Here is a 22,700-nt window from a genome sequence, read left to right as displayed (position 1 = left end):
TCCTGATCACCGTGTGAGACCGCCGACCCGCTGGGGAATGATCGGCGGCCCACGGTGATCCCGGTCACATCAGGAGCTCGCGGTCTGACCCTCGACCCGGGCGCGGACCTGCTCCGGGGTCAGATAGGAATCCGTGTACTCGAAGTCCTTCAGCCGGGCCGGCTTGCGCGCCTGGAAGCCGGTGCGCACGAAGTCGTCGCCGGCGATCGCGTTGAGCAGCCAGTTGGTCACCACTCGTGTCTTGGCGACATTGGTGCGCAGCGCGGCGAGGTGGTAGCCGCGGGCCACCGCCTGGGCCGGGACACCGCGCAGCTCGACGCCCAGCGGCTTGGACACGGCGTCCTTGCCGCCCAGGTCGACGACGAGACCCAGGTCCTTGTGGACGTAGGGCTCGAGCGGCTGGTTGCGCAGCGCGGCGATGACGTTGTCGGCGACCTTGCGGCCCTGGCGCTGCGCGTGCTGGGCGGTGGGCGGGCAGACCGCGCCGCCGCCCTTGGCCAGGTCGGGGACGGCGGCCGAGTCGCCGAGCGCGAACACCCCGTCCTGACCGGGCAGGTTCATCTCGGCGTTGACCGCCAGCCGGCCCCGGACCGTCTCCGCGCCGAGCGTGGCGATGAGCGGACTGGCGACCACACCGGCCGTCCAGATCAGGGTGTGGGTGGGCACCACCCGGCCGTCGGTGAAGGTGACCTCCTCCGGACCGGCCTTGGCGATCGACACGCCCAGCGAGACGTCGATGCCGCGCCGCTTGAGGATCTCCTGGGCGCTGCGGCCGAGCTTGTCGCCCAGCTCCGGCATCAGCTTCGGCGCGATGTCGATCAGGTGCCACTTGATCAGGCCCGGGTCCAGGCGCGGGTAGCGCTGCACGGCCGCGTGCGTGAGCCGCTGCAGACAGGCCGCGGTCTCGGTGCCCGCGTAGCCGCCGCCGACCACCACGAACTGCAGCCGAGCCGCCCGTTCGGCCGGGTCGTCGCTGGCGTCCGCGAGGTCGAGCTGCGAGATGACGTGGTCGCGGATGTAGGCGGCCTCGGCGAGGGTCTTCATCCCGAAGGCGTAGTCGGTCAGCCCCGGGATGTCGAAGGTACGGGTCACACTGCCCGGCGCCAGCACGATGTAGTCGTACCGCTCGTCGACGATCTTGTCCGTGATGGTGCGGACGACGCAGACCTTCGACTTCAGGTCGACGCCGATCGCGCCGCCCGGGATGATCCGGGTGCGGTACTTCCGGCTGCGGCGCAGCGACAGGGCGATCGACTGCGGCGTGAGCACGCCGGAGGCGACCTGGGGCAGCAATGGGAGGTAGAGCTGGTAGGAGAACGGCGTCACCAGGGTGACGTCGGCCTCGTCGGGGGTGAGCTTCCGCTCCAGGCGGCGGACGCACTCGACTCCTGCGAAGCCTGCGCCAACCACCAGGATCCTGGGTCGTGTCACGGTGTCCATCCCTCTCTGCGGCTCCAGGCGGTTCGACCTGACGTCGTTCGCCTGCCCCGGATCGCTGTCACCATCGCGATCCCATCGCGACTCGGGCCGTTCCGCCAGCCGGGTGCGGCAGGCAGACGAACGAGTGGGGGCACCGGCGCCCCGCGGAGCCGGAGTATCCGGATGGCGCGCGGTTACACGTCGCGCCCGTCAACCGGTGCGGCCGTCACCAGGGCAGGAAGACGTGGATGTCCTTGCCGCGGTCCTGGACCACGACGCTCACCTGGTCGCACAGCGTGTGCACCAGGTGCCAGCCGATGCCGCCGCCGCCCGCGTCCGGATGGAAGGGCCGCGGCTCGGGCCGGGTGGTGCTGGTGTCGTGCATCGTCACGTGCACCCCGTCGAAGGTGCGGCGCATGTGCAGGCCGAACGGCCCGGGAGCGTACTGGATGACGTTGGCCGCCAGCTCCGTGACGACCAGGAGGATGTCGTCCCAGTACTCCGGCGCGGCCGGCGGGGCGTGCCGTGCCAGGTCGCACAGGAACTCCTCGGCCGCGAGCCGGGCGCCCGTGACGTTGCGCAGCTCACCCGGGAAGGAGTAGGTGCGTTCGCAGCTCTCCTCCGAGGGCGGTGTGTCGTCCCAACGCGGCTCCGTCGACATCTCGAAATCCCCGGGCCCCGGCGGACGGGGCCTCGGCTCCGTCCGACCGGCGCGATCGTAGTCCTGGTCGGTCCCTGCTGCGGGTTCCCTCGGCACGGCGGGATATCCGTCCCTCTGTTCGCCCGGCGTCACGCGGGCACCTTCCGCCCTGCCGGACCCGCGGGCGGACCGCGCACTCTAGCGGAAGACGCTGTCCGGCTCGTCCCAGTCGGCCGGCTCCTGCACGGACGGCCGCCGCGCCGCCCGGGACCGTGCCTCGTACATCGCGTCGATCTCGGCGGCGTAGTGCCGCACGATGGCGTCGCGGCGCAGCTTCAGCGACGGCGTCAGCAGACCGTTGTCCGGGGCGAACGACTCCGGAAGCACACGGTAGACCCTGATGGACTCAGCGCGGGACACCGCGCTGTTGGCCGAGGCGACGGCCCGCGCGATCTCCTCCATCAGCGCGTTCTCCTCGCGTGCCTCCCGGCCCGGCGCGTCGCCCTGCGGGGCCATCGCCGCCCGCCAGTGCGCGAGGAACTCCGGATCCAGGGTGATCAGAGCCCCCACGCAGGGCCGGTCCTCACCCACCACCACCGCCTGGTGGATCAGCGGATGCAGCCGCAGCCGCTCCTCCAGCGGCTGCGGCGCCACGCTCTTGCCGCCGCTGGTGACGAGGATGTCCTTCTTGCGGCCGGTGATCGCCAGATACCCCTCGGAGTCCAGCCGGCCGATGTCCCCGGTGGCCAGCCAGCCGCCGCGCAGCGCGCCCCGGGTACGTCCCTCGTCGCCGACGTAGCCCTGGAACACCGACGGGCCGCGCACCAGGATCTCCCCGTCGTCGGCGATCCGGACCTCGGTCCCCGGCAGCGGACGGCCCACGGTCCCGGACTTCTCCCGGCCGAGCGGCTGCATGGTGATCCCGCCGGAACACTCGGTGAGACCGTAGCCGTCGTGGATGCGCAGGCCGATGCCCTCGTAGAACAGGGACAGCTCGCGGCTGAGCGACGAGCCGCCCGAGCTGCCCCGCAGCACCCGGCCGCCGAGCGCGTCGCGGAGCCCGCGGTACACCGTCCGCTCGTACAGGGCGTGCTGCAGCCGCAGGTCGAGACCCGGGCCCGGCCCGCGGCCGAGCCGCTTGCGCTCCTGGGCCGCGGCGAAGTCCCGCGCGGTCTGCGCCGCCCGTTCGAACAGGGCGCCGCGGCCCGACTGATGGGCCGTCCGCAGGAACGTCTTGTACAGCTTCTCGAACACCGACGGGACGCCGTAGAGGTACGTCGGCCGGAAGGTGCGCAGCGCCGAGGCGAGGGCGGCCCCGGTCATGTCGGGCTCGTGCCCCATCAGCACCCCGCCGCGCAGGCACACGAGCTGGATCATGATGCCGTACACGTGGGAGAAGGGCAGGAAGGCGAGGACCGACGGCTGTTCCCCCGGCGGCGCGGCGGTGTGCAGCCAGCCGGCCAGCAGCGTGTCGCACGGGTAGGCCAGATTCCGGTGGCTCAGCGCGCAGCCCAGCGGCCGGCCCGAGGTGCCCGAGGTGTAGGCGACGGCCGCCGTCGCGTCCGGCAGCACGATCCGGCGCAGCGACTCCACCGTGGTCAGCGGTACCGGCGCGCCCTGCTCGGACAACCGGCCAAGGGCGCCCGCGTCGAGCTGCCAGACGTGCCGCAGCCGCGGCAGCCCCGCGCACACGGTCCCGACCGTCATCGCGCCCTGTTCGTCCTCCACCACGACCGCCACGCAGTCGGCGTCCCGCAGGATCCACTCCACCTGCTCCCGGGACGACGTCGGATGCACCGGCACGACTTCCGCGCCGACGGTCCACAGCGCGTGGGAGAAGACCGTCCACTCGTACCGGGTGCGGGCCATCACGGCCACCCGGTGCCCGGGCGAGATCCCGGCCGCCACCAGGCCCTTGGCCAGGTCGGTCACCTCGTCCCGCAGCTCGACCGCCGTCACCTCCTCCCAGCCGCCGGGCGCCGCGTCCGAACGGCGGGCCAGGACCGGCAGGGCCGGGGTGCGCTCCGCGGTCTCGAAGACGCTGTCGGCGAGCCCGCCGGTCAGCGGGCGTGCGGCTGCTTGAGCGAGGGCGTCGTCGCGCATGCGCTGCTCCCGGGGTTCACGGAGGGTGACTGCGCCGGTCGGCTCGGTGCCGGCGGTGCTCGAATGTAGCCCAGGGAAGCCGTTTCGGGGCCCGGAACAGGCAAGTCGTGATCGGGTGATGATCTGGGCGTGTCCGGGGGACTCGGCGGACATGACTCATGTGAACCCCGATCCGGAGCCCGAGCGGACCACCGGGCTGGAGCCCGGAGGCGGAGTCCAGCCGGGCGAGACGCCGCCCGCCGAGAGCAGCATGCCGGAGGCCGGGCCCCGGGAGACGCACAGCACGGCCAGGGGCTGGGGCAAGGCGCCGCTGACGCTGATCCTCGTCCTCGTCGTCCTGATCGCGGCCTTCTTCCTGGCCTACGCGCTCACCCTGATCTTCTGACCGACCGGAGGACGGGCGGCGCCGGGCCCGGGGCGGGCGCCGCCCGCCCCGGGCCCGGCGCCTGCTCAGTCCTGCGTGCGGCGCACGCACTCGGTGACGACGTCCCGCAGGCTGCCGCCGCGCTCCATCAGCAGCCGCTGCTCGCGGGCTCCGTTGCCCCGGCGCAGCAGCCCGGCGACGGCTTCCTCGGCGCGGTCCGCGTCCCCGCTCTCGGTGAGCGCGTCCGAGGTGTGCTCCAGCAGCGCGTGCAGCACCTCGGCGGCGGGGCGGGGCCGCAGGGTGCGGGGGTCGAGCAGGTTCTCGTCCAGGCCGGACCGGGCGGCCTGCCAGGCGGCCAGCCGCAGCAGGCTCACACTGTGGTCGGCCGGGGGCCGGCCCTCCCGCCACTCGCGCGCCGCCGTCTCCACCAGGCCGCGGGTCAGCGTGGCGACCAGGACGGCGGTGTCCGCGCGCAGGCACACGTCCGCCACCCGCACCTCCACGGTCGGGTAGTTCGCGGAGACCCGGGCGTCGAAGTAGACCATGCCCTCGTCGAGGATGACCCCGGTCTCCACCATGTCCCGCACCCGGCGGTGGTACCGCTCGGCCGAGCCGAACAGCTCCGTCGGCCCCGCCGACGGCCAGCGCCCCCAGACCTGGCTGCGGTACCCGGCGTACCCGGTGTCCCGTCCCTGCCAGTAGGGCGAGTTGGCACTCAGCGCGGTCAGCGCCGGCAGCCACGGCCGGATGCGGTCCAGGACCGCGACGCCCTCCTCGTCGGACTCCACCGACACGTGCACGTGGCAGCCGCACACCAGTTGTTCCCGGGTGGCGATGCCGTACTGCCCGGCCATCCACTGGTAGCGGTCGTTCATGCTGATCGACGGGCTGACCGGGAGCGGGGAGGTGGCGAGCGCGGCGACCGCGCAGCCGATCTCCCCGGCGTGCCGCCCCGCCTCCTTGCGGCAGCGCACGATCTCCTCGCCCAGAGCCGCCATGTCCGACTGCGGATGCGTGGCGAACTCCAGCATCTGCCCGTACAGCTCCTTCTCGAAGACGTCCTGTCCGGGATCGTCCTGAGCGGCCCGGGCGAGGACGGCTGCCGACAAGGCCCTTGGCTCGCCGCTGTCCGGGTCCACAAGGAGGAGTTCCTCCTCCACTCCCACCGTGCGCAAGGCCGTGCCGTCCTTCCGTCCGCGCCCCAGGGGCGGTCGCTGAGTCTGTACGACCCCGACTGCCCCTGGGGCGGCGGTCGACACCTGCCGGTCAGCGCTCGGGGCGCAGCCAGACCGTGGCGAGCGGCGGCAGGGTGAGGCGCAGGGACCCCTCCTCGGGCTTGAGCGCCCCGGGGGCGCCGATGCCCACGCCGCCGCCGCCGTAGCGGGCGTCGTCGGTGTTGAGCGCCTCCGACCAGGCCGGGACCTCCTCGGGCACCCACAGGCGGTAGTCGTGCCGGACGACCGGGGAGAGGTTCGACACCGACAGCAGCGGGGACCCGTCCGCGTCGAACCGCAGGAACGCGAAGACGTTGTCGTCGGCCGCGTCGCACAGCACCCAGCGGAAGCCGCCCGGGTCGGTGTCCCGGCGCCACAGCGCGGGGGTGTCCCGGTACAGGGTGTTCAGGTCCCGCACCAGGTCCTGCACACCGCGGTGGTCACCGGCCGCGCAGTACTCCGGGTCCAGCAGCCACCACTCGGGCCCGTGCTCCTCGGAGAACTCGCCGCCCTGCGCGAACTCCTGTCCCATGAAGAGCAGTTGCTTTCCGGGGTGGGCCCACATGAAGCCGAGGTAGGCGCGGTGGTTGGCCCGCCGCTGCCACCAGTCGCCCGGCATCTTCGACACCAGCGCCTGCTTGCCGTGCACGACCTCGTCGTGCGAGATGGGCAGCACGTAGTTCTCGGTGTAGGCGTACACCATCGAGAACGTCATCTCGTTGTGGTGGTACTTGCGGTGCACCGGCTCCTTCTGGATGTACTCCAGCGAGTCGTGCATCCAGCCCATGTTCCACTTCAGCCCGAAGCCGAGCCCGCCGCTGTCCGTCGGCCGGGTCACCCCGTCCCAGGCGGTGGACTCCTCGGCGATGGTCACCACGCCGGGGCAGCGCCGGTAGACGGTCGCGTTCATCTCCTGCAGGAAGGCGACCGCGTCCAGGTCCTCCCGCCCGCCGAAGACGTTCGGCGTCCACTGCCCGGAGTCACGTGAGTAGTCCAGGTAGAGCATGGAGGCGACGGCGTCCACCCGGAGCCCGTCGATGTGGAACTCCTCGCACCAGTACACCGCGTTGGCGACCAGGAAGTTGCGCACCTCGGTGCGCCCGTAGTCGAAGACGAAGGTGCCCCAGTCCGGGTGCGTGGCGCGCTGGTCGTTGCCGGGCTCGTACAGCGGGTCCCCGTCGAAGGCGGCCAGCGCCCAGTCGTCCTTCGGGAAGTGCGCCGGCACCCAGTCCATGATCACGCCGATCCCGGCCCGGTGGCAGGCGTCCACGAAGTACCGGAAGTCGTCCGGGGTGCCGAGCCGGGCGGTCGGGGCGTAGTAGGAGGTGACCTGGTAGCCCCAGGAGGGGCCGTAGGGGTGCTCCATGACCGGCATCAGCTCGACGTGGGTGAAGCCCATGTCGCTGACGTAGGCCGGGAGCTGCTCGGCCAGCTCGCGGTAGGTCAGCCCCTTGCGCCAGGACGGCAGGTGGACCTCGTACACCGAGAACGGCGCCTGGTGCACCGGGGTGCCGGCGCGCCGCGCCATCCAGTCCCCGTCGCCCCACTCGTGGTGCGCGGCCGTCACCACGGAGGCGGTGTCAGGCGGCGCCTCGGTGCGGCGCGCCATCGGGTCGGCCTTGAGGAACCGGGCGCCGTACCGCGAGGTGATCTCGAACTTGTACCGGGCCCCCTCGCCGATGCCGGGCAGGAACAGCTCCCACACGCCGGACGCGCCGAGCGAGCGCATCGGGTACTGCGTGCCGTCCCAGTACGTGAAGTCCCCGGCGACCCGCACGCCCTGGGCGTTCGGCGCCCAGACGGTGAAGCGGGTGCCCGCCACGTCCTGGTGGGTCATGGGCTCGGCGCCGAGCGCCTGCCACAGGTGCTCGTGCCGGCCCTCGCGGATCAGATGGAGGTCCAGCTCCCCGAGCGCGGGCAGGAAGCGGTACGGATCGTGCACCTCCTGCTCGCCGTCGTCGTAGACCACCCGCAGTGTGTAGGACGGGATCTTTTCGAAGGGCAGCACGGCGGCGAACAGCCCGCCGCCCTCCGAGGCGAGGTCCCGCCGCTCGCCGTCCACGACGACGCTCACGGTGCGGGCGTTCGGGCGCAGCGCCCGGAACAGGACGCCGCCCGGCACCGGGTGGGCGCCCAGCAGGGCGTGCGGATCGTGGTGCGCGCCGCCCAGCAGCCGGTCGCGCTCCGCGGGGTCGATCGGCGGGGCCGTGACGGGCCCGGCGGACTCGGGGGGCACGGTGTCGCGCAGTGCCATGACGTCAGCCTCCCCACACGGCGAGCCGCTTGATCGCCGCCATCGGTACCGGCAGCCAGTCCGGCCGGTGTCTCGCCTCGTACAGCACCTCGTAGACCGCCCTGTCCGTCTCGTGCGCGCGCAGCAGCGCGTGCTTCTTGCGTGGGTCCCAGCCGGCGCGGGCCGCGTAGCCCGCGCAGAACGCCTCCCGGCAGCGGCGCGCCCACTCGGGACGCCAGGGGCGGCGCTGCCGGGCCGCGTAGTCGAAGGAGCGCAGCATCCCGGCCACGTCCCGCACCGGGGACTGCGCGGCCCGCCGCTCGGCGAGCGGCCGGGACGGCTCCCCCTCGAAGTCGATGACGAACCAGTCGCGTCCGGCGCGCAGCACCTGCCCGAGGTGCAGGTCGCCGTGGATGCGCTGGGCGGGCGGCCCGGTGTCGCAGGTGGCCAGCGCGCCGAACGCGGCCCGCAGCCCGGGGACGTAGGGCCGCAGGCCCGGCACGGCGTGCGCGGCGGCGTCCAGCCGGGCGCACATCGCCTCGGCCGTGCGCCCGTTCTCGCCCGGACCGGCGGGCGGAAAGGCCTCGGCCAGCGCCAGGTGCACCTCGGCCATGGCCCGGCCCAGTTCGCGGGCCTCGGCGGTGAAGTCGTCGTCGGCCGCGAGTGCGCGCAGGGCCAGCGTCCAGCCGTCGGTCGCGTCGGGCAGGAACGGCTGCAGCACGCCCAGCGTGGCCGGCCGGGGCGCGGTCGTGCTGAACCAGGCGACCGGCGCCGGCACCCGCGCGCAGCCCTGCGCGGCCAGCGCGCCGGGCACCTCCAGATCGGGGTTGACGCCCGGCTGGATGCGGCGGAACAGCTTCAGGATGTACGCGTCGCCGTAGACGATCGACGAGTTGGACTGCTCGGCGTCCAGCAGCCGCGGCGGCAGCGCGCCGGGCAGCTCGAGCGCGGGGGCGGTCTCGAAGCACAGCGGACCCGCCGACCCGGGGTGGCGCAGCCGCTCCAGCAGCAGATGGGCGGAGCGCGGGTCGTGCAGGGCGTCGTAGACGGCGAGACCGGCCAGCGGTCCCTCCCCGGCCCGGCCGATGAACGCCCGCTCCAGCCGCGGTGTGACGTGCTCGCGCATCCCGAGCAGCAGCTGGTAGCAGTCGCCGGGCGGGGGAGTGCCGCCCGGCGTGGGCAACGGGGCGTGCGAGGCGTGCACCAGCAGGTGCAGGCACCCGGGGAACAGCTCGGTCACCGACAGCACCGACAGATCGGTGACGGGCCGGTCCTTGCCGGCGAACCAGCGTTGCTCGGGGAGCCATTCGCGCAGCAGCCCGCCCAGCGAGGCCAGCGGTCGGTCGGCGCCGGACCCGGCCGCGATTCTCGGTCGGAGGGTGATGGTCTTCGGCATGGTGACGCGTCCTTTCCTCGGCGCCGGGCGCTCAGCGGCGGCGGCCGATGCGGGATGCGACTCGGGTGAGCCGGAACCAGTAGAAGCCGTGGCCCGCGAGGGTCAGCAGGTACGGCAGTTCACCGATGGCCGGGAACCGCACCCCGCCGATCAGCTCCACGGGGTGCCGTCCGTCGAAGGCCCGCAGGTCGAGTTCGGTGGGCTGCGCGAACCGCGAGAAGTTGTGCACACACAGCACGAGGTCGTCGCCGTACTCGCGCAGGAACGCCAGGACCGCGGGGTTGGACGACTGCAGTTCGGTGTAGGAGCCGAGTCCGAACGCGGGGTTCTGCTTGCGGATCTCGATCATGCGGCGCGTCCAGTGGAGCAGGCTGGACGGCGACGACATGGACGCCTCGACGTTGGTGACCTGGTAGCCGTAGACCGGGTCCATGATCGTGGGCAGGAAGAGGCGTCCGGGGTCGGAGGAGGAGAAGCCGGCGTTGCGGTCGGGGGTCCACTGCATGGGGGTGCGGACGGCGTCGCGGTCGCCGAGCCAGATGTTGTCGCCCATGCCGATCTCGTCGCCGTAGTACAGGATCGGGCTTCCGGGCAGGGACAGCAGCAGCGCGGTGAACAGTTCGATCTGGTTGCGGTCGTTGTCGAGCAGCGGCGCGAGCCGGCGGCGGATGCCGATGTTGGCGCGCATGCGGGGGTCCTTGGCGTACTCCGCCCACATGTAGTCGCGTTCCTCGTCGGTGACCATCTCCAGGGTCAGTTCGTCGTGGTTGCGCAGGAAGATGCCCCACTGGCAGTTCGACGGGATGGCCGGGGTCTTGGCGAGGATCTCGGAGACCGGGTAGCGGGACTCGCGGCGCACGGCCATGAAGATGCGCGGCATGACGGGGAAGTGGAAGGCCATGTGGCACTCGTCGCCGCCGGAGGCGTAGTCGCCGAAGTAGTCGACGACGTCCTCGGGCCACTGGTTGGCCTCGGCGAGCAGCACGGTGTCGGGGTACTGGGCGTCGATCTCCTTGCGGACCCGCTTCAGGAACTGGTGCGTCGCCGGCAGGTTCTCGCAGTTGGTGCCCTCCTCCGCGTAGAGGTAGGGGACCGCGTCGAGACGGAACCCGTCGATGCCGAGGTCCAGCCAGAACTTCAGGGCGGCCAGGATCTCCTCCTGGACGGCCGGGTTCTCGTAGTTGAGGTCCGGCTGGTGCGAGAAGAAGCGGTGGAAGTAGTACTGACCGCGCACCGGGTCGAAGGTCCAGTTGGAGGCCTCGGTGTCGACGAAGATGATCCGTGCTTCCTCGTAACCCTTGTCGTGGTCGGCCCACATGTAGTAGTCGCCGTAGGGACCGCCGGGATCCTTGCGGGACTCCTGGAACCACGGGTGCTGGTCGCTGGTGTGGTTCATGACGAAGTCGATGATGACGCGCATGCCGCGCTGGTGCGCCGCGTCGACGAACTCCACGAAGTCGGCCAGGTCGCCGAACTCGGGCAGTACGGCGGTGTAGTCGGCGACGTCGTAACCGCCGTCCCGCAGGGGGGACTTGAAGAAGGGCGGCAGCCAGAGACAGTCGACGCCGAGCCACTGGAGGTAGTCGAGCTTGGCGGTCAGGCCCTTGAGGTCGCCGATGCCGTCGCCGTCACTGTCGTGGAACGAGCGGACGAGGACCTCGTAGAAGACGGCGCTCTTGAACCAATCCGGATGCCGGTCCTTGGCGGGAGTGTCCTCGAAGGTGTCCGGCACGGGGTCGTTGACAGTCATGACGCTGAGGGCCCTCCGATCTGGGGCGTCGATCGCCCGACGTGGAGCACGTGCGCCGGCGTCCGGCCGGGCGTCAGGCGCACGTAGTTGGTCCTGCCCCAGTGATAGCTCTCACCTGTCAGTTCGTCGTGCACGGACAGGGCGGCGTTCCAGTCCAGGCCGAGTTGCGGCATGTCCAACGAGACCGTGGCCTCCTGGGTGTGGTGCGGGTCGAGGTTGACGACCACGATGACCGTGTCCGGGCCCGTGCTCTTGCTGTAGGCGAGCACGTTGTCGTTGTCGGTCCGGTGGAAGCGGAGGTTCCGCAGACGCTGTAGCGCGGGGTGCTGCCGCCGGATGGCGTTGAGGCGGGTGATGAGGGGGGCGATGGTGCGGCCCTCGCGTGCGGCGGCTTCCCAGTCGCGGGGTTTGAGCTGGTACTTCTCGGAGTCGAGGTACTCCTCGCTGCCTTCCCTGAGCGGGGTGTTCTCGCACAGTTCGTAGCCGCTGTAGACACCCCAGGAGGGGGAGAGGGTCGCGGCGAGGACGGCGCGGACCTCGAAGGCGGGCCGGCCGCCGTCCTGGAGGTAACCGTGCAGGATGTCGGGGGTGTTGGTGAAGAAGTTCGGCCGCATCCAGGCCGCCGCCTCGCCCGACAGCTCGGTCAGGTACTCCGTCAGCTCCTGCTTGGTGTTGCGCCAGGTGAAGTACGTGTACGACTGCTGGAAACCGATCTGGGCCAGGGTGTGCATCATCGCGGGCCGGGTGAAGGCCTCGGCGAGGAAGATCACGTCCGGGTCGGCGCGGTTGATCTCGCCGATCACCCGCTCCCAGAACACGACCGGCTTGGTGTGCGGGTTGTCCACCCGGAAGATCCGCACGCCCTGGTCCATCCAGTGCCGCAGGACCCGGACCGTCTCGGCGACCAGGCCGTCCATGTCCCGGTCGAAGGCGATGGGGTAGATGTCCTGGTACTTCTTCGGCGGGTTCTCCGCGTAGGCGATCGTCCCGTCGGGCCGGTGGTGGAACCACTCCGGGTGCTTGTGCACCCACGGGTGGTCCGGCGAGCACTGCAGGGCGAAGTCGAGGGCGACCTCCAGGCCCAGTTCCCGGGCGCGGCCGACGAAGTGACCGAAGTCCTCCAGCGTGCCCAGGTCGGGGTGGACGGCGTCGTGGCCGCCCTCCGGGGAGCCGATCGCCCAGGGAACCCCGACGTCTTGCGGGCCCGCGGTCAGGGTGTTGTTCGGGCCCTTGCGGAACGTCGTGCCGATCGGATGGACCGGCGGCAGGTAGACCACGTCGAAGCCCATCTCCGCGATCGCCTCCAGCCGCCGCTCGGCACTGCGGAACGTGCCGTGCGGCCGCTCCGCCGTCCCCTCCGAACGCGGGAAGAACTCGTACCACGACCCGTACAGCGCCCGCTCCCGCTCCACCAGCAGCGGCATCGGCTCCGACGCGGTCACCAGGTCCCGCACCGGATACCGCGTCAGCACCGCCTCCACCCCGGGAGACAGCGCGGGCTTCAGCCGGTGGTGGACGGAGAGGGTGTCGTCGCCGAGCGCGTTCGCGGCGTCCATGACCAGGTCCCGCTCCGGGCCCCTGGGCACCTCGGCGGCGGCACGCTCGTAGAGTTCGGCGCCCTCCTCCAGGACCAGGCCGGTGTCGATGCCCGCCGGGATCTTGACGGAGGCGGTGTGCCGCCAGGTCGCCAGCGGATCGCTCCACGCCTCCACCCGGTACGTCCAGCGCCCGGTGGCGTCCGGGGTGATCTCCGCACCCCACAGGTCGCTGCCGGGGGCCAGCTCCCGCATCGGCGTCCAGGGGCCGCGACGGCCCTTCGGATCCCGCAGGACCACGTTGGCGCCCACCGCGTCGTGCCCCTCCCGGAACACGGTGGCCGTGACCTGGAAGGTCTCCCCGGCCACCGCCTTCGCCGGGCGCCTGCCGCACTCCACGGCCGGCCGCACGTCACGTACCGGTACGCGGCCGATGGCCGGGGTCCTGCGCATGGTTCTCACCTCCGCCGTGCGCGAAGCCGGGCCACGGGCCCGGCTTCGCGGTCCGATGCACGTCCGGCTGCTGCCGGTCCGTGGGGAACGCCATGTACGGTGCCAGGTCATGGGCTTGGCGCCGTGGAACGCCGCTCCGAAGGCGGCGCGCGCCGCGCCGCCCGGCCCGGCTGGGGCCGGCCGTCCTGCTCGCGCAGGTAGCCGGCCAGGGTGGAGCGCAGGTAGCGCTCCGCCGCGTCCGCTGCCTCCCGGGCGCAGCGTTTTCCCATCAGCACGCACAAGGTGTAGCCCGAGTCCTCGAAGGTTGCCCGGACCGTGCGGTCGTGGGGCGAGGCGAGCATCACGCGCTCCCAGGCCCGGTAACGCCGCAACTGCCTGGCCACTTCGGCCTTGGCGGGTAGCAGCATGACCCTCTTCACCTTCCACGCTCTCGACTGGGCGCGTTCCCGACGGTCGGGTGGTTTCCGCGCAGGGGTGGGCGCGGAACCGTTACGGCGATCGAGGCTTTCACTCATGGTGCACGTACAGGCACGCACCGTCCTGTTGGAACTTCAACCATCGGCCGTTAGGGCGGCTCGTGTTGCACGAATGGCGTAGCGACCTCACTGTGGAAGGTGACTCAGGAGCGAACATTGCTCACGCTCGGTGTCCGGGACCCTCCCGGACGGGGTGAGGGAGCGAGAGCCTCGCCGGTGAGGAGCAAGCGACGATGAAGACCGCAGTGCCCTGCTACTACCACATCGACGTGGAAGTCAGCCCGGAACGGGTGGGACAGGTCAGCCGCATACTGGGCGCCCACCTACGCTACTGGGACCTCGACAACCTCGTGGCCCCCGTCCGCCGCGGCGCCGAACTGCTGCTGCGGGCGATCGGCGAACACGCCACGGACAAGACCATGTCGATCGAGATGTGGTGGAACGGCCAGCATCTGATCACTGCGGTCGGTGGCGTCGACCGCGACCTGCGCCCCGGGCAGGACCTGCGGGCCTGCCTGGCGGACATCGCCGCCATGAGCGACGGGTGGGGCTGCTGCGCCACCGAGACCGGAAGCATGATCATCTGGTTCTCGCAGCGGGCCCGGGCCGGCGAGCGCGTCCCGCTGGTCCCGACCGCCCCGGAGCCGAGCCTCACCGAGGGCCTGCAGGTGCCGCGCGAGCTGCGGGTGGCCGCGCTCGCCGCGCCGGCGACCGCCGCGGAAGAGGTCCTGGAGGGCGCCCGGTGACGGCACGAAAGTCCCGGAAGGGGGTGTCCGTGTGGAGCGGGCACCCCTATCCGCTGGGCGCCGTCTTCGACGGCGAGGGCACCAACTTCGCCCTGTTCAGCGAGGTCGCCGAGCGGGTCGAGCTGATCCTGGTCGATGACGCGGGCGGCGAGACGCCCGTCCCGCTGCACGAGGTCGACGGCTTCGTCTGGCACGCCTACCTGCCCGGCGTGGGCCCCGGCCGGCGCTACGGCTACCGCGTGCACGGACCCTGGCAGCCGTCCTTCGGCCACCGCTGCAACCCGGCGAAGCTGCTGCTCGACCCCTACGCCCGGGCGGTCGACGGCCAGATCGACAACCATCCCTCCCTGTACGAGCGTTCGCCCGACGGCCCCGCCCCGGACGACAGCGCCGGACACTCGATGCTGGGCGTGGTCACCGACCTGTACTTCGACTGGGGCGACGACCGTCCGCCGCGCCGCCCGTACGCGGACTCCGTCATCTACGAGGCGCATGTGCGCGGCCTGACCCGCACCCACCCGGACGTGCCCGAGCGGCTGCGCGGCACCTACGCCGGCCTCGCGCACCCCGCGGTCATCGAGCACCTGACCTCGCTCGGCGTCACCGCGGTGGAGCTGATGCCCGTCCACCAGTTCATCCACGACGGAGTCCTGCAGGACCGGGGCCTCGCCAACTACTGGGGCTACAACACCATCGGCTTCTTCGCCCCGCACAACGCCTACGCCGCCTTCGGCAGCCTGGGCCAGCAGGTCAACGAGTTCAAGGCGATGGTGAAGGCGCTGCACGCGGCCGGCCTGGAGGTCATCCTCGACGTGGTCTACAACCACACCGCCGAGGGCAACGAGCTCGGCCCCACACTGTCGTTCCGGGGCATCGACAACGCCTCGTACTACCGGCTGGTCGACGGGGACTGGGCGCACTACTACGACACCACCGGCACCGGCAACAGCCTGCTGATGCGCCACCCCTACGTGCTCCAGCTCATCATGGACTCGCTGCGGTACTGGGTGACCGAGATGCACGTCGACGGCTTCCGCTTCGACCTCGCCGCCACACTGGCCCGGCAGTTCCACGAGGTGGACCGCTTGTCCGCGTTCTTCGACCTGATCCAGCAGGACCCGGTGATCAGCCGGGTCAAACTGATCGCCGAACCGTGGGACGTGGGCGAGGGCGGCTACCAGGTGGGCAACTTCCCACCGCTGTGGTCGGAGTGGAACGGCCGTTACCGGGACGCCGTGCGGGACTTCTGGCGCGGGGAGCCGGGGTCGATGGGGGAGTTCGCCTCCCGGCTGACCGGATCGTCCGACCTCTACCAGCACAGCCGCCGCACGCCGCGCGCCAGCGTCAACTTCGTGACCGCGCACGACGGTTTCACCCTGCGCGACCTGGTGTCGTACAACGACAAGCACAACGAGGCCAACGGCGAGGAGAACCGGGACGGCGAGAGCCACAACCGGTCCTGGAACTGCGGGGCGGAGGGTGACACCGACGACCCGGCCGTGCTGGAACTGCGCGCCCGCCAGCAGCGCAACATGCTGGCCACGCTGCTGCTGTCGCAGGGCATCCCGATGCTCTGCCACGGCGACGAACTCGGCCGGACCCAGGGCGGCAACAACAACGCCTACTGCCAGGACAACGAGGTCTCCTGGGTCGACTGGGAGACGACGGACGAGCAGCGCTCGCTCACCGCGTTCACCCGACACGTGATCGGTCTGCGCGCCCGGCACCCCGTGCTGCGCAGACGCCGCTTCTTCCGCGGCGAGACCCCGACCAACGCCAGGCAGCCGCTGCCCGACGTGATGTGGCTGCGGCCCGACGCCCGCGAGATGACCGAGCGCGACTGGCATCGCGAGGACGCGCACTCGATGGGCGTCTTCCTCAACGGCGACGCCATCGCCGAACGCGACCCGCACGGCCGCCGGGTGGTCGACGACTCGTTCCTGCTGCTGCTCAACGGCTACTGGGAACCGGTCGTCTTCCGCCTGCCCGACGTCTCCTTCGGCGAGCGCTGGACGACCCTGATCGACACCGCCGACCCGGACGGCATCCCCGACGAGCGGGAACGCAAGGCCGGCACCCGGCTGCGGGTGGAGCCGCGCAGCCTGGTCCTGCTCTCCCGTCCGGCACGCGGCGCCCGCTGATCCCGCCCGACCGTTTCGAGGCGCCCACCGGACCGGCGGGCGCCTCGAAACGGTCGGGCGGGTCAGCGCGGATAGCGGGAGGTCACCGTGAACTGGGCGCCGTCCGGGTCGCGCAGGACCGCCTCCTGCTCGTCCTCGCTGAGCACGCTGCCGCCGTGCTTCTCCGCGGTGCGGGCGCAGCCCGTCACGTCGTCCACCGCGAAGTGGATCTGCCAGTGCGGCCGCAGGGACGGGTCCGGGGCCGCCTCCACCGCGCCCGAGTCGATGCGCGCCACCACGTCGCCCCGGAAGCGCAGCACCACCTCGCCGCCCTCGTACTCCACCTCGCAGCAGCCCGACGTGCCGGACGCCCAGCCGAGGATCTCGCCGTAGAAGATCGCCGAGTCGAAGGCGTTGCGGGTGTGCAGCCGGATGAAGGTCGGAGCCGCCCGGCGCCACGCCTCCCAGTTGCCGACCAGCTCGCCCTGCCAGATGCCGAAGGTGGCGCCGTCGCGGTCGGCGAGCAGCGCCGCCCGTCCCGGCGGGAACGACAGCGGCCCGACCGCCGTCGTGCCGCCGCGCTCCCGGGCCCGGGCGACGGCCACGTCCGCGTCCGGCACCGCGAAGTACGGCGTCCAGGCAACCGCCATCTGCCACATCGAGGCGACCGCGGCGATCCCCGCCACCGGCACCCCGTTGGCCAGGGCGATGCGGAAGTGCTCGCCGAGCTTGGCGCCGCGCCACCGCCAGCCCAGCAGGGCCGAGTAGAACTCCTGGGTCGCTCCCAGGTCGCGGCTGGTCAGGCTCACCCAGCACGGGGCGCCGAAGACGGAGTGCGTGGAGAGGGCCTCGCGCGTCCTCGTGCCACCGCCGGCAGGCTTGTCATCGTTCATGGCTGTCGCGTCCTGAGTCTCGGGGCCCGGCGGCCACCGCTCACGCACCAGTGTCCAACCGGAAGGGCCTCATGTGCGCGTCGAGTACCCCGGTGCCGATCGTCCAGGCGGGTGACACGATGGAGGCATGACGCACAGCGACGCGGACCGGATCCTCGAGTTGGAGGCCGAGGTCGGCCAGCTCAAGGAAGCCATGGCCTCCCACGCGGTCGTCGACCAGGCCATCGGGATGATGGTCGCGTTCGGCAGGGTGACCCCGGACCGGGGCTGGGAGGTGCTGAAGGACGTCTCCCAGCACACCAACATCAAGCTGCGCAACGTGGCGGAGCTGATCCTGATCTGGGGCCGCCGGGGCGAGATCCCCGCCGACATCGGCGCGGCGCTGGAGGAGTCCCTGGACCGCTACGGGCCCACCCAGGTACCGGGCATGGGACCGGAGCCCGGGCCGGCGCAGGGGCCGCGGACCGGGCAGGGCTGACCCTCAGCCCGCCTCGGCGAGCAGTTCCTCGCGCAGCCGGTCGAAGCAGCCGCTCAGCAGCCGCGAGACGTGCATCTGCGATATGCCGAGCTGCTCGGCGATCCGGCTCTGCGTCATCCCGGCGAAGAACCGCAGGTAGAGGATGGTGCGCTCGCGTTCGGGCAGTGCCTCGATGCACGGCTTCACCGCGGCGCGGTCGATGACGAGGTCGAAGCCGGGGTCCGGGGCGCCCAGGGAGTCCCCGAGCGCGTAACCCTCCGTGCCGGCCACCTCGGCGTCCAGGGAGAGCGCGGAGAAGCACTCCAGCGCCTCCATGCCGGTGCGCACCTCGTCCTCGCTGAGCCGCGTGTGGGCGGCGATCTCGGCGACCGTCGGCGCCCGGCCGGGCGTGGTCTGGGCGAGTTCCTTGACGGCGCCGCGCACCCGGTTGCGCAGGTCCTGCACCCGGCGCGGCACGTGCAGGGTCCACATGTGGTCGCGGAAGTGGCGCTTGATCTCGCCGGTGATGGTGGGGACCGCGTACGCCTCGAAGGCCCGGCCACGGTCCGGGTCGAAGTGGTCGACGGCCTTGACCAGGCCGAGTGCGGCCACCTGGTAGAGGTCCTCGAGGGACTCCCCGCGGCCGCGGAACCGCACGGCGATCCGCTCGGCCATGGGGAGCCAGAGCCGGACCAGTTCGTCGCGCAGCGACTGCCGTTCGGGGCCCTCGGGCAGACCCGCGAGCCGCTGGAACGACCTGCCCGTGTCGGGGGCGTCGTCGTGGGGGTGAGGCCTGGTGCTGCTGCCAGTGACAGGCATCGCGCGCACCTCTCTCATCAGGTGCTGATCGACAGACACCGTGGGAGGGCGCGCTCGGCTGCTGGAAGGGACACCGGGGCGCCCGGCCGCAGCCGGCTCCCACGGACGTGCCTCCTGTCCGAAGCACTCAGTACGCATTCCCTCGGTCGGTCATATCAAAACAAATAGGACATTCAGTGTCTCATGCGGACTCTTTCTTGACCGCTCCATGGGGCTCATTACCTCTGTGACAGAGGTAATCTCCGAGACGTGGAAGCCGAACTCTCCGAGGAGCTGGCCGACACGCTCGTGCGGATCCAGCGGCTGATCCGGCGCCGGCTGCGCGGCGGTCTCACCGGGCCCCGGCTGCGCGGCGCCGAGGTGGAGCTGCTGCGACTGGTCGAGGGCCGGCCCGGCATCGGGGTCTCGGACGCCGCCAGGGCGCTGCATCTCGCCGGAAACTCCGTGTCGACCCTGGTCAACCACCTCGTACGCGACGGCTATCTGATCCGCGAGACCGACCCCGCCGACCGGCGGGCCGCCCGCCTGCTGCTCACCGAGGCCGCCGTGCGGCGGCTGCGGGACTGGCGGCACCGCCGGGCCGAACTGGTGGGCCGGCACGTGGCCCGGCTCGGCGAAGCCGACCGGGACGCCCTGCGCGCGGCGCTCCCGGCGCTGCGCGAACTCGCCGCGACCCTGCACGAGGAGGCCGAGGAGACATGACCGGCGACACCCCAGCCGCCCCCGTCGAGGCCGTCACCTGCACGGGTCTCGGATACGCCTTCGGGGACAACCGCGCGGTCGACGGACTCGACCTGGCCGTCCACCAGGGCGAGGTGTTCGGGCTGCTCGGCCCCAACGGCGCCGGCAAGACGACCGCCATCCGCTGCGTCACCACGCTGCTGCCCGTTCCGGCCGGCACGGTCCGGGTGTTCGGGCGCGACGCCGCCCGGGAGCGCATGGCGGTACGCCGCCTGCTCGGCTACGTCCCCCAGCAGCTCTCCGCCGACAGCGGGCTCACCGGACGGGAGAACGTCGCCCTGTTCGCCCGGGTCTTCGACGTGCCGCGCCGCGAACGCGCCGGACGCGTCGGCCGGGCCCTGTCCGCCGTCGGCCTCGCCGACGCCGCCGACCGCCTCGCCGGCACCTACTCCGGCGGCATGATCCGCCGTCTCGAACTCGCCCAGGCCCTGGTCAGCGCGCCCCGGCTGCTGATCCTGGACGAGCCCACCATCGGCCTGGACCCGATCGCCCGCACCGGCGTCTGGGAGCACATCAACGCCGTCCGCGCCGCCACCGGGATGACCGTCCTGGTCACCACCCACTACATGGACGAGGCCGACCAGTACTGCGACCGGGTCGGACTGATGCACCGCGGCCGCGTCCGCGCCCTGGGCACCCCGGCGGAGCTGCGCCGGGGCCTCGCCGAACGTGAGGGCGCGGACACCCTGCCCACGCTGGAGGACGTCTTCCGGGACGTCGCCGGCAGTGGCCTCGACGACCACTCCGGAGGAGGTTTCCGCGATGTCCGGAGCACCCGCCGCACCGCGCGCCGCGTCGGCTGACGGCACGGACCCGCTGCTCACGCCGCCCCGGCCGCGCCCGGGCTGGCGGCTGCTGCCCGCCCGGGTCGGCGCGATGTGCGCCGTCGAGCTGCAGAAGCTGCGGCACGACCGCACCGAGCTGTACACCCGGGCGGTGCAGCCCGCCCTGTGGCTGCTGATCTTCGGTCAGACCTTCACCCGCATCCGGGCGATCCCGACCGGCGGCATCCCCTACATCGACTACCTCGCGCCCGGCATCATCGCCCAGTCGGCGATGTTCATCGCCATCTTCTACGGCATCCAGATCATCTGGGAGCGGGACGCGGGCATCCTGAACAAGCTGCTCGTCACGCCGACCCCGCGCTCGGCGCTGGTCACCGGCAAGGCGTTCGCGGCCGGGGTGAAGTCGCTCGTCCAGGCCGTCGTGGTCGTCGTCATCGCGGCCGTCCTCGGGGTCGCCCTCACCTGGAACCCGCTGAAGCTGCTCGGAGTGGCCTGCGCCGTGGTCCTGGCCGCCGTCTTCTTCTCCTGCCTGTCGATGACCATCGCGGGCGTCGTGCTCAACCGCGACCGGCTGATGGGCATCGGGCAGGCGATCACCATGCCGTTGTTCTTCGGCTCCAACGCCCTCTACCCGGTCTCCGTGATGCCCGGCTGGCTCCAGGCCGTCAGCAAGGTCAACCCGCTCAGCTACCAGGTCGACGCGCTGCGCGGCCTGCTGCTCGGCACGCCCGCGCACCTCGCCGCCGACTTCGGCGTCCTCGCCGCGGCCGCCGCGCTCGGCATCGCCGCGGCCTCCTCGCTCCTGGGCCGGCTGGCCCGCTGAGCCTTCCGCGGACCGCCCGGCGCCCCCGGCCCTCCGGTCCCGCCCGCGGACGTGATGTGCGGCACGCGTCCGGACCCCGCCCGGGACCCCGCCGGAGGGATTTCTCCTGGGCAGCGCTTGATCACCGATCAAAGCGGGCGAACCCGCTGGCCACAGCGCATTCCGCTCATTTGACAGTGCGCTCGGCACACAGATAGACAGCAGCTCTCGAAAGGTGGAGAGGGGCATTGTGTACGAGCCGAACGTGGTCGGGGACTGGCAGGAGTACGACGAGCATGCCGGTCTGCGGGTCCGCGTCCACCGCCTGGAAGCGGCCGAGCCGCCGCGCGGACGCGACGACGCCGCCGCGGGGCTGACGTACTTCAGTGTCCGGGTGACGGTCGAGAACCGCGGCCCGCGGCACTACGGCATCCACCTCGAGGACGGCCAGATCGACGTCCGGGTCGGCCCGGACGGCGAGGGCGCCTTCATCGACTGGCGCAACTCCCAGTTCATCGAGGGCTTCGACGTCTATCCGCTGCGCCGGGCCACCGCCGTGCTCTACGCGGCCGGTCCCGAGGCCTCCCTGACGCACGTGGACGTCCAGGTGCAGCTCCGGGTGGACGAGGAGTGGACCGAGCGCCGGCTGTGGGCGGGCGGCATCGGCGTGCTGGAGGGCAGCGCGCCCGCCGCCCCGGCGGCCGGCGGGCAGAGCAGCCTGGCCCACCAGGTGAGCGCCTTCCTCAAGGAGCAGACGGAGCCCGGCGGCGCCTGAGCCGGGTCAGTGCGGGATGCCGTCGATGATCTCCCGCGCCCCCTGCCGCAGCAGCGACACCGCGACCGAGGTGCCGAGCGTGGCCGCGTCCAGCCGGCCGGCCCACTCGTGGGCGTTCAGCCGGGTCTTGCCGTCCGGGGTGAACACACAGGCGCGCAACGACAGTTCACCGCCGCGGTCCACGCGCGCGTAGCCGGCGATCGGGCTGTTGCAGTGGCCCTGCAGCACGTGCAGGAACATCCGTTCGGCCGTGGCCTCCCGGTGCGTGTCCGGATCGCCGAGAGCGCTGACCGCGTCGATCAGCTCGGTGTCGCCCTCGCGGCACTGCAGGGCGAGGACGCCCGCGCCGATCGGCGGCATCATCGTCTCCGTCGACAGCACCTCGCTGATCACGTCCTGGCGGCCGATCCGCTCCAGACCGGACACCGCCAGCAGCAGCGCGTCCGCCTCACCGCCGGCCAGCTTGGCCAGCCGGCGGTTGGCGTTGCCGCGGAACGGCACGCACTCCAGGTGCGGGTGCGACGCGGCGAGCTGGGCCACCCGGCGCACCGCCGAGGTGCCGATCCGGGTGCCCTCGGGCAGCTCGTCCAGGGTGAGGCCGCCCGGGTGGACCAGCGCGTCCCGGATGTCGTCGCGCTTCAGGAACGCGGCGAACACCGTGCCCGCGGGCAGCGGCCGGTCGGCGGGCACGTCCTTGACGCAGTGCACCGCGAGGTCCGCCTCCCCGGCCAGCAGGGCCGCGTCCACCTCCTTCGTGAACGCGCCCTTGCCCTCGACCCTGGACAGGTCGCCGAGCCACTTGTCACCGGTGGTCTTCACCGGGACCACCTCGGTGCGCACCCCCGGATGCAGTACGCCCAGCTCGGCGCGTACGCGCTCGACCTGCGCGAGGGCCATCGGCGAGTCGCGGGAGACGATACGGATCAACTCGGGCACGGACATGGTGGACACCATAGACCCTCACGGACGCCTCGTCCGA

At 72.0% G+C, this 22,700-nt stretch carries 20 protein-coding genes; 8 read left to right on the top strand and 12 right to left on the bottom strand.

Annotated features, from left to right (window positions below; translation table 11 throughout):
• Nucleotides 1-69: 69 nt before the first annotated feature.
• From ACFQ9Z_RS01245 to ACFQ9Z_RS01235, 3 genes are all read right to left on the bottom strand, one after another.
• Complete coding sequence (locus ACFQ9Z_RS01245; protein WP_383009337.1) at nt 70-1,440, bottom strand: NAD(P)/FAD-dependent oxidoreductase; 1,371 nt, start codon at nt 1,438-1,440, stop codon at nt 70-72.
• Nucleotides 1,441-1,645: 205 nt separating this feature from the next.
• Nucleotides 1,646-2,080, bottom strand: coding sequence for an ATP-binding protein (locus tag ACFQ9Z_RS01240; protein ID WP_383009335.1), 435 nt, complete (start codon nt 2,078-2,080; stop codon nt 1,646-1,648).
• Nucleotides 2,081-2,257: 177 nt separating this feature from the next.
• Complete coding sequence (locus ACFQ9Z_RS01235; protein ID WP_383009333.1) at nt 2,258-4,162, bottom strand: AMP-dependent synthetase/ligase; 1,905 nt, start codon at nt 4,160-4,162, stop codon at nt 2,258-2,260.
• A gap of 151 nt (nt 4,163-4,313) precedes the next feature.
• On the opposite strand from ACFQ9Z_RS01235, the gene ACFQ9Z_RS01230 reads away from it, so the two are divergent.
• Nucleotides 4,314-4,547 carry a DUF6480 family protein gene (locus ACFQ9Z_RS01230; RefSeq protein WP_383009331.1) on the top strand — a complete coding sequence of 78 codons (234 nt, stop codon included), beginning with the start codon at nt 4,314-4,316 and terminating at the stop codon, nt 4,545-4,547.
• A gap of 65 nt (nt 4,548-4,612) precedes the next feature.
• Here the strand turns inward: ACFQ9Z_RS01230 and ACFQ9Z_RS01225 are convergent, their stop codons facing one another.
• The 6 genes from ACFQ9Z_RS01225 to ACFQ9Z_RS01200 all read right to left on the bottom strand — a co-directional run bounded on the left by ACFQ9Z_RS01225 (nt 4,613) and on the right by ACFQ9Z_RS01200 (nt 13,514).
• A complete protein-coding gene (locus ACFQ9Z_RS01225) occupies nt 4,613-5,701 on the bottom strand; it encodes a glutamate--cysteine ligase (protein ID WP_383009329.1) in 1,089 nt (362 codons plus the stop codon).
• Between the two features lie 91 nt (nt 5,702-5,792).
• Nucleotides 5,793-7,994 carry a 1,4-alpha-glucan branching protein GlgB gene (gene glgB / locus ACFQ9Z_RS01220; RefSeq protein ID WP_383009327.1) on the bottom strand — a complete coding sequence of 734 codons (2,202 nt, stop codon included), beginning with the start codon at nt 7,992-7,994 and terminating at the stop codon, nt 5,793-5,795.
• A gap of 4 nt (nt 7,995-7,998) precedes the next feature.
• Nucleotides 7,999-9,369: a maltokinase gene (locus ACFQ9Z_RS01215; RefSeq protein WP_383009325.1), complete on the bottom strand. Its 1,371-nt coding sequence runs from the start codon at nt 9,367-9,369 to the stop codon at nt 7,999-8,001.
• A gap of 31 nt (nt 9,370-9,400) precedes the next feature.
• Entirely contained in the window at nt 9,401-11,119 is a 1,719-nt protein-coding gene (gene treS, locus ACFQ9Z_RS01210; protein WP_383009323.1) for a maltose alpha-D-glucosyltransferase, read from the bottom strand.
• A complete protein-coding gene (locus ACFQ9Z_RS01205) occupies nt 11,116-13,107 on the bottom strand; it encodes an alpha-1,4-glucan--maltose-1-phosphate maltosyltransferase (RefSeq protein ID WP_383009321.1) in 1,992 nt (663 codons plus the stop codon). Before ACFQ9Z_RS01205 ends, treS begins: the two co-directional genes overlap by 4 nt.
• A 107-nt stretch (nt 13,108-13,214) precedes the next feature.
• The gene (locus ACFQ9Z_RS01200) at nt 13,215-13,514 is read right to left on the bottom strand and encodes a DUF5133 domain-containing protein (protein ID WP_143634047.1); all 300 of its coding nucleotides are present in this window, start codon (nt 13,512-13,514) and stop codon (nt 13,215-13,217) included.
• A gap of 302 nt (nt 13,515-13,816) precedes the next feature.
• On the opposite strand from ACFQ9Z_RS01200, the gene ACFQ9Z_RS01195 reads away from it, so the two are divergent.
• A complete protein-coding gene (locus ACFQ9Z_RS01195; protein WP_383009318.1) occupies nt 13,817-14,329 on the top strand; it encodes a pep a2 in 513 nt (170 codons plus the stop codon).
• Nucleotides 14,326-16,470 (top strand): glycogen debranching protein GlgX, encoded by a 2,145-nt coding sequence (glgX, locus tag ACFQ9Z_RS01190; protein WP_383009316.1) that lies wholly within the window; start codon nt 14,326-14,328, stop codon nt 16,468-16,470. The genes ACFQ9Z_RS01195 and glgX overlap by 4 nt, the downstream gene beginning before the upstream one ends.
• A 62-nt stretch (nt 16,471-16,532) precedes the next feature.
• On the opposite strand, the gene ACFQ9Z_RS01185 is transcribed toward glgX, so the two are convergent.
• The gene (locus ACFQ9Z_RS01185; protein ID WP_383009314.1) at nt 16,533-17,342 is read right to left on the bottom strand and encodes a VOC family protein; all 810 of its coding nucleotides are present in this window, start codon (nt 17,340-17,342) and stop codon (nt 16,533-16,535) included.
• 127 nt (nt 17,343-17,469) lie between these two features.
• On the opposite strand from ACFQ9Z_RS01185, the gene ACFQ9Z_RS01180 reads away from it, so the two are divergent.
• Entirely contained in the window at nt 17,470-17,820 is a 351-nt protein-coding gene (locus ACFQ9Z_RS01180) for an ANTAR domain-containing protein (RefSeq protein ID WP_383009312.1), read from the top strand.
• Between the two features lie 3 nt (nt 17,821-17,823).
• On the opposite strand, the gene ACFQ9Z_RS01175 is transcribed toward ACFQ9Z_RS01180, so the two are convergent.
• Nucleotides 17,824-18,618, bottom strand: coding sequence for an RNA polymerase sigma factor SigF (locus tag ACFQ9Z_RS01175; RefSeq protein WP_383009310.1), 795 nt, complete (start codon nt 18,616-18,618; stop codon nt 17,824-17,826).
• A gap of 249 nt (nt 18,619-18,867) precedes the next feature.
• On the opposite strand from ACFQ9Z_RS01175, the gene ACFQ9Z_RS01170 reads away from it, so the two are divergent.
• The 4 genes from ACFQ9Z_RS01170 to ACFQ9Z_RS01155 all read left to right on the top strand — a co-directional run bounded on the left by ACFQ9Z_RS01170 (nt 18,868) and on the right by ACFQ9Z_RS01155 (nt 21,721).
• A complete protein-coding gene (locus ACFQ9Z_RS01170; RefSeq protein ID WP_383009308.1) occupies nt 18,868-19,320 on the top strand; it encodes a MarR family winged helix-turn-helix transcriptional regulator in 453 nt (150 codons plus the stop codon).
• Nucleotides 19,317-20,162, top strand: a complete 846-nt coding sequence (locus ACFQ9Z_RS01165; RefSeq protein ID WP_383009306.1) for an ABC transporter ATP-binding protein — start codon at nt 19,317-19,319, stop codon at nt 20,160-20,162. Before ACFQ9Z_RS01170 ends, ACFQ9Z_RS01165 begins: the two co-directional genes overlap by 4 nt.
• Nucleotides 20,122-20,967, top strand: coding sequence for an ABC transporter permease (locus ACFQ9Z_RS01160; RefSeq protein ID WP_383009304.1), 846 nt, complete (start codon nt 20,122-20,124; stop codon nt 20,965-20,967). Before ACFQ9Z_RS01165 ends, ACFQ9Z_RS01160 begins: the two co-directional genes overlap by 41 nt.
• Before the next feature lie 229 nt (nt 20,968-21,196).
• A complete protein-coding gene (locus ACFQ9Z_RS01155) occupies nt 21,197-21,721 on the top strand; it encodes a hypothetical protein (RefSeq protein ID WP_383009302.1) in 525 nt (174 codons plus the stop codon).
• Between the two features lie 6 nt (nt 21,722-21,727).
• On the opposite strand, the gene hemC is transcribed toward ACFQ9Z_RS01155, so the two are convergent.
• The gene (gene hemC / locus ACFQ9Z_RS01150) at nt 21,728-22,663 is read right to left on the bottom strand and encodes a hydroxymethylbilane synthase (protein ID WP_383009300.1); all 936 of its coding nucleotides are present in this window, start codon (nt 22,661-22,663) and stop codon (nt 21,728-21,730) included.
• Between the last annotated feature and the right edge of the window lie 37 nt (nt 22,664-22,700).

It is taken from the genome of Streptomyces sp. NPDC056580, assembly GCF_042793175.1.
Classification (GTDB): Bacteria; Actinomycetota; Actinomycetes; order Streptomycetales; family Streptomycetaceae; genus Streptomyces.
Note: the sequence above shows the minus strand (reverse complement) of the source record. Positions and strands in the feature narration are given on the sequence as shown.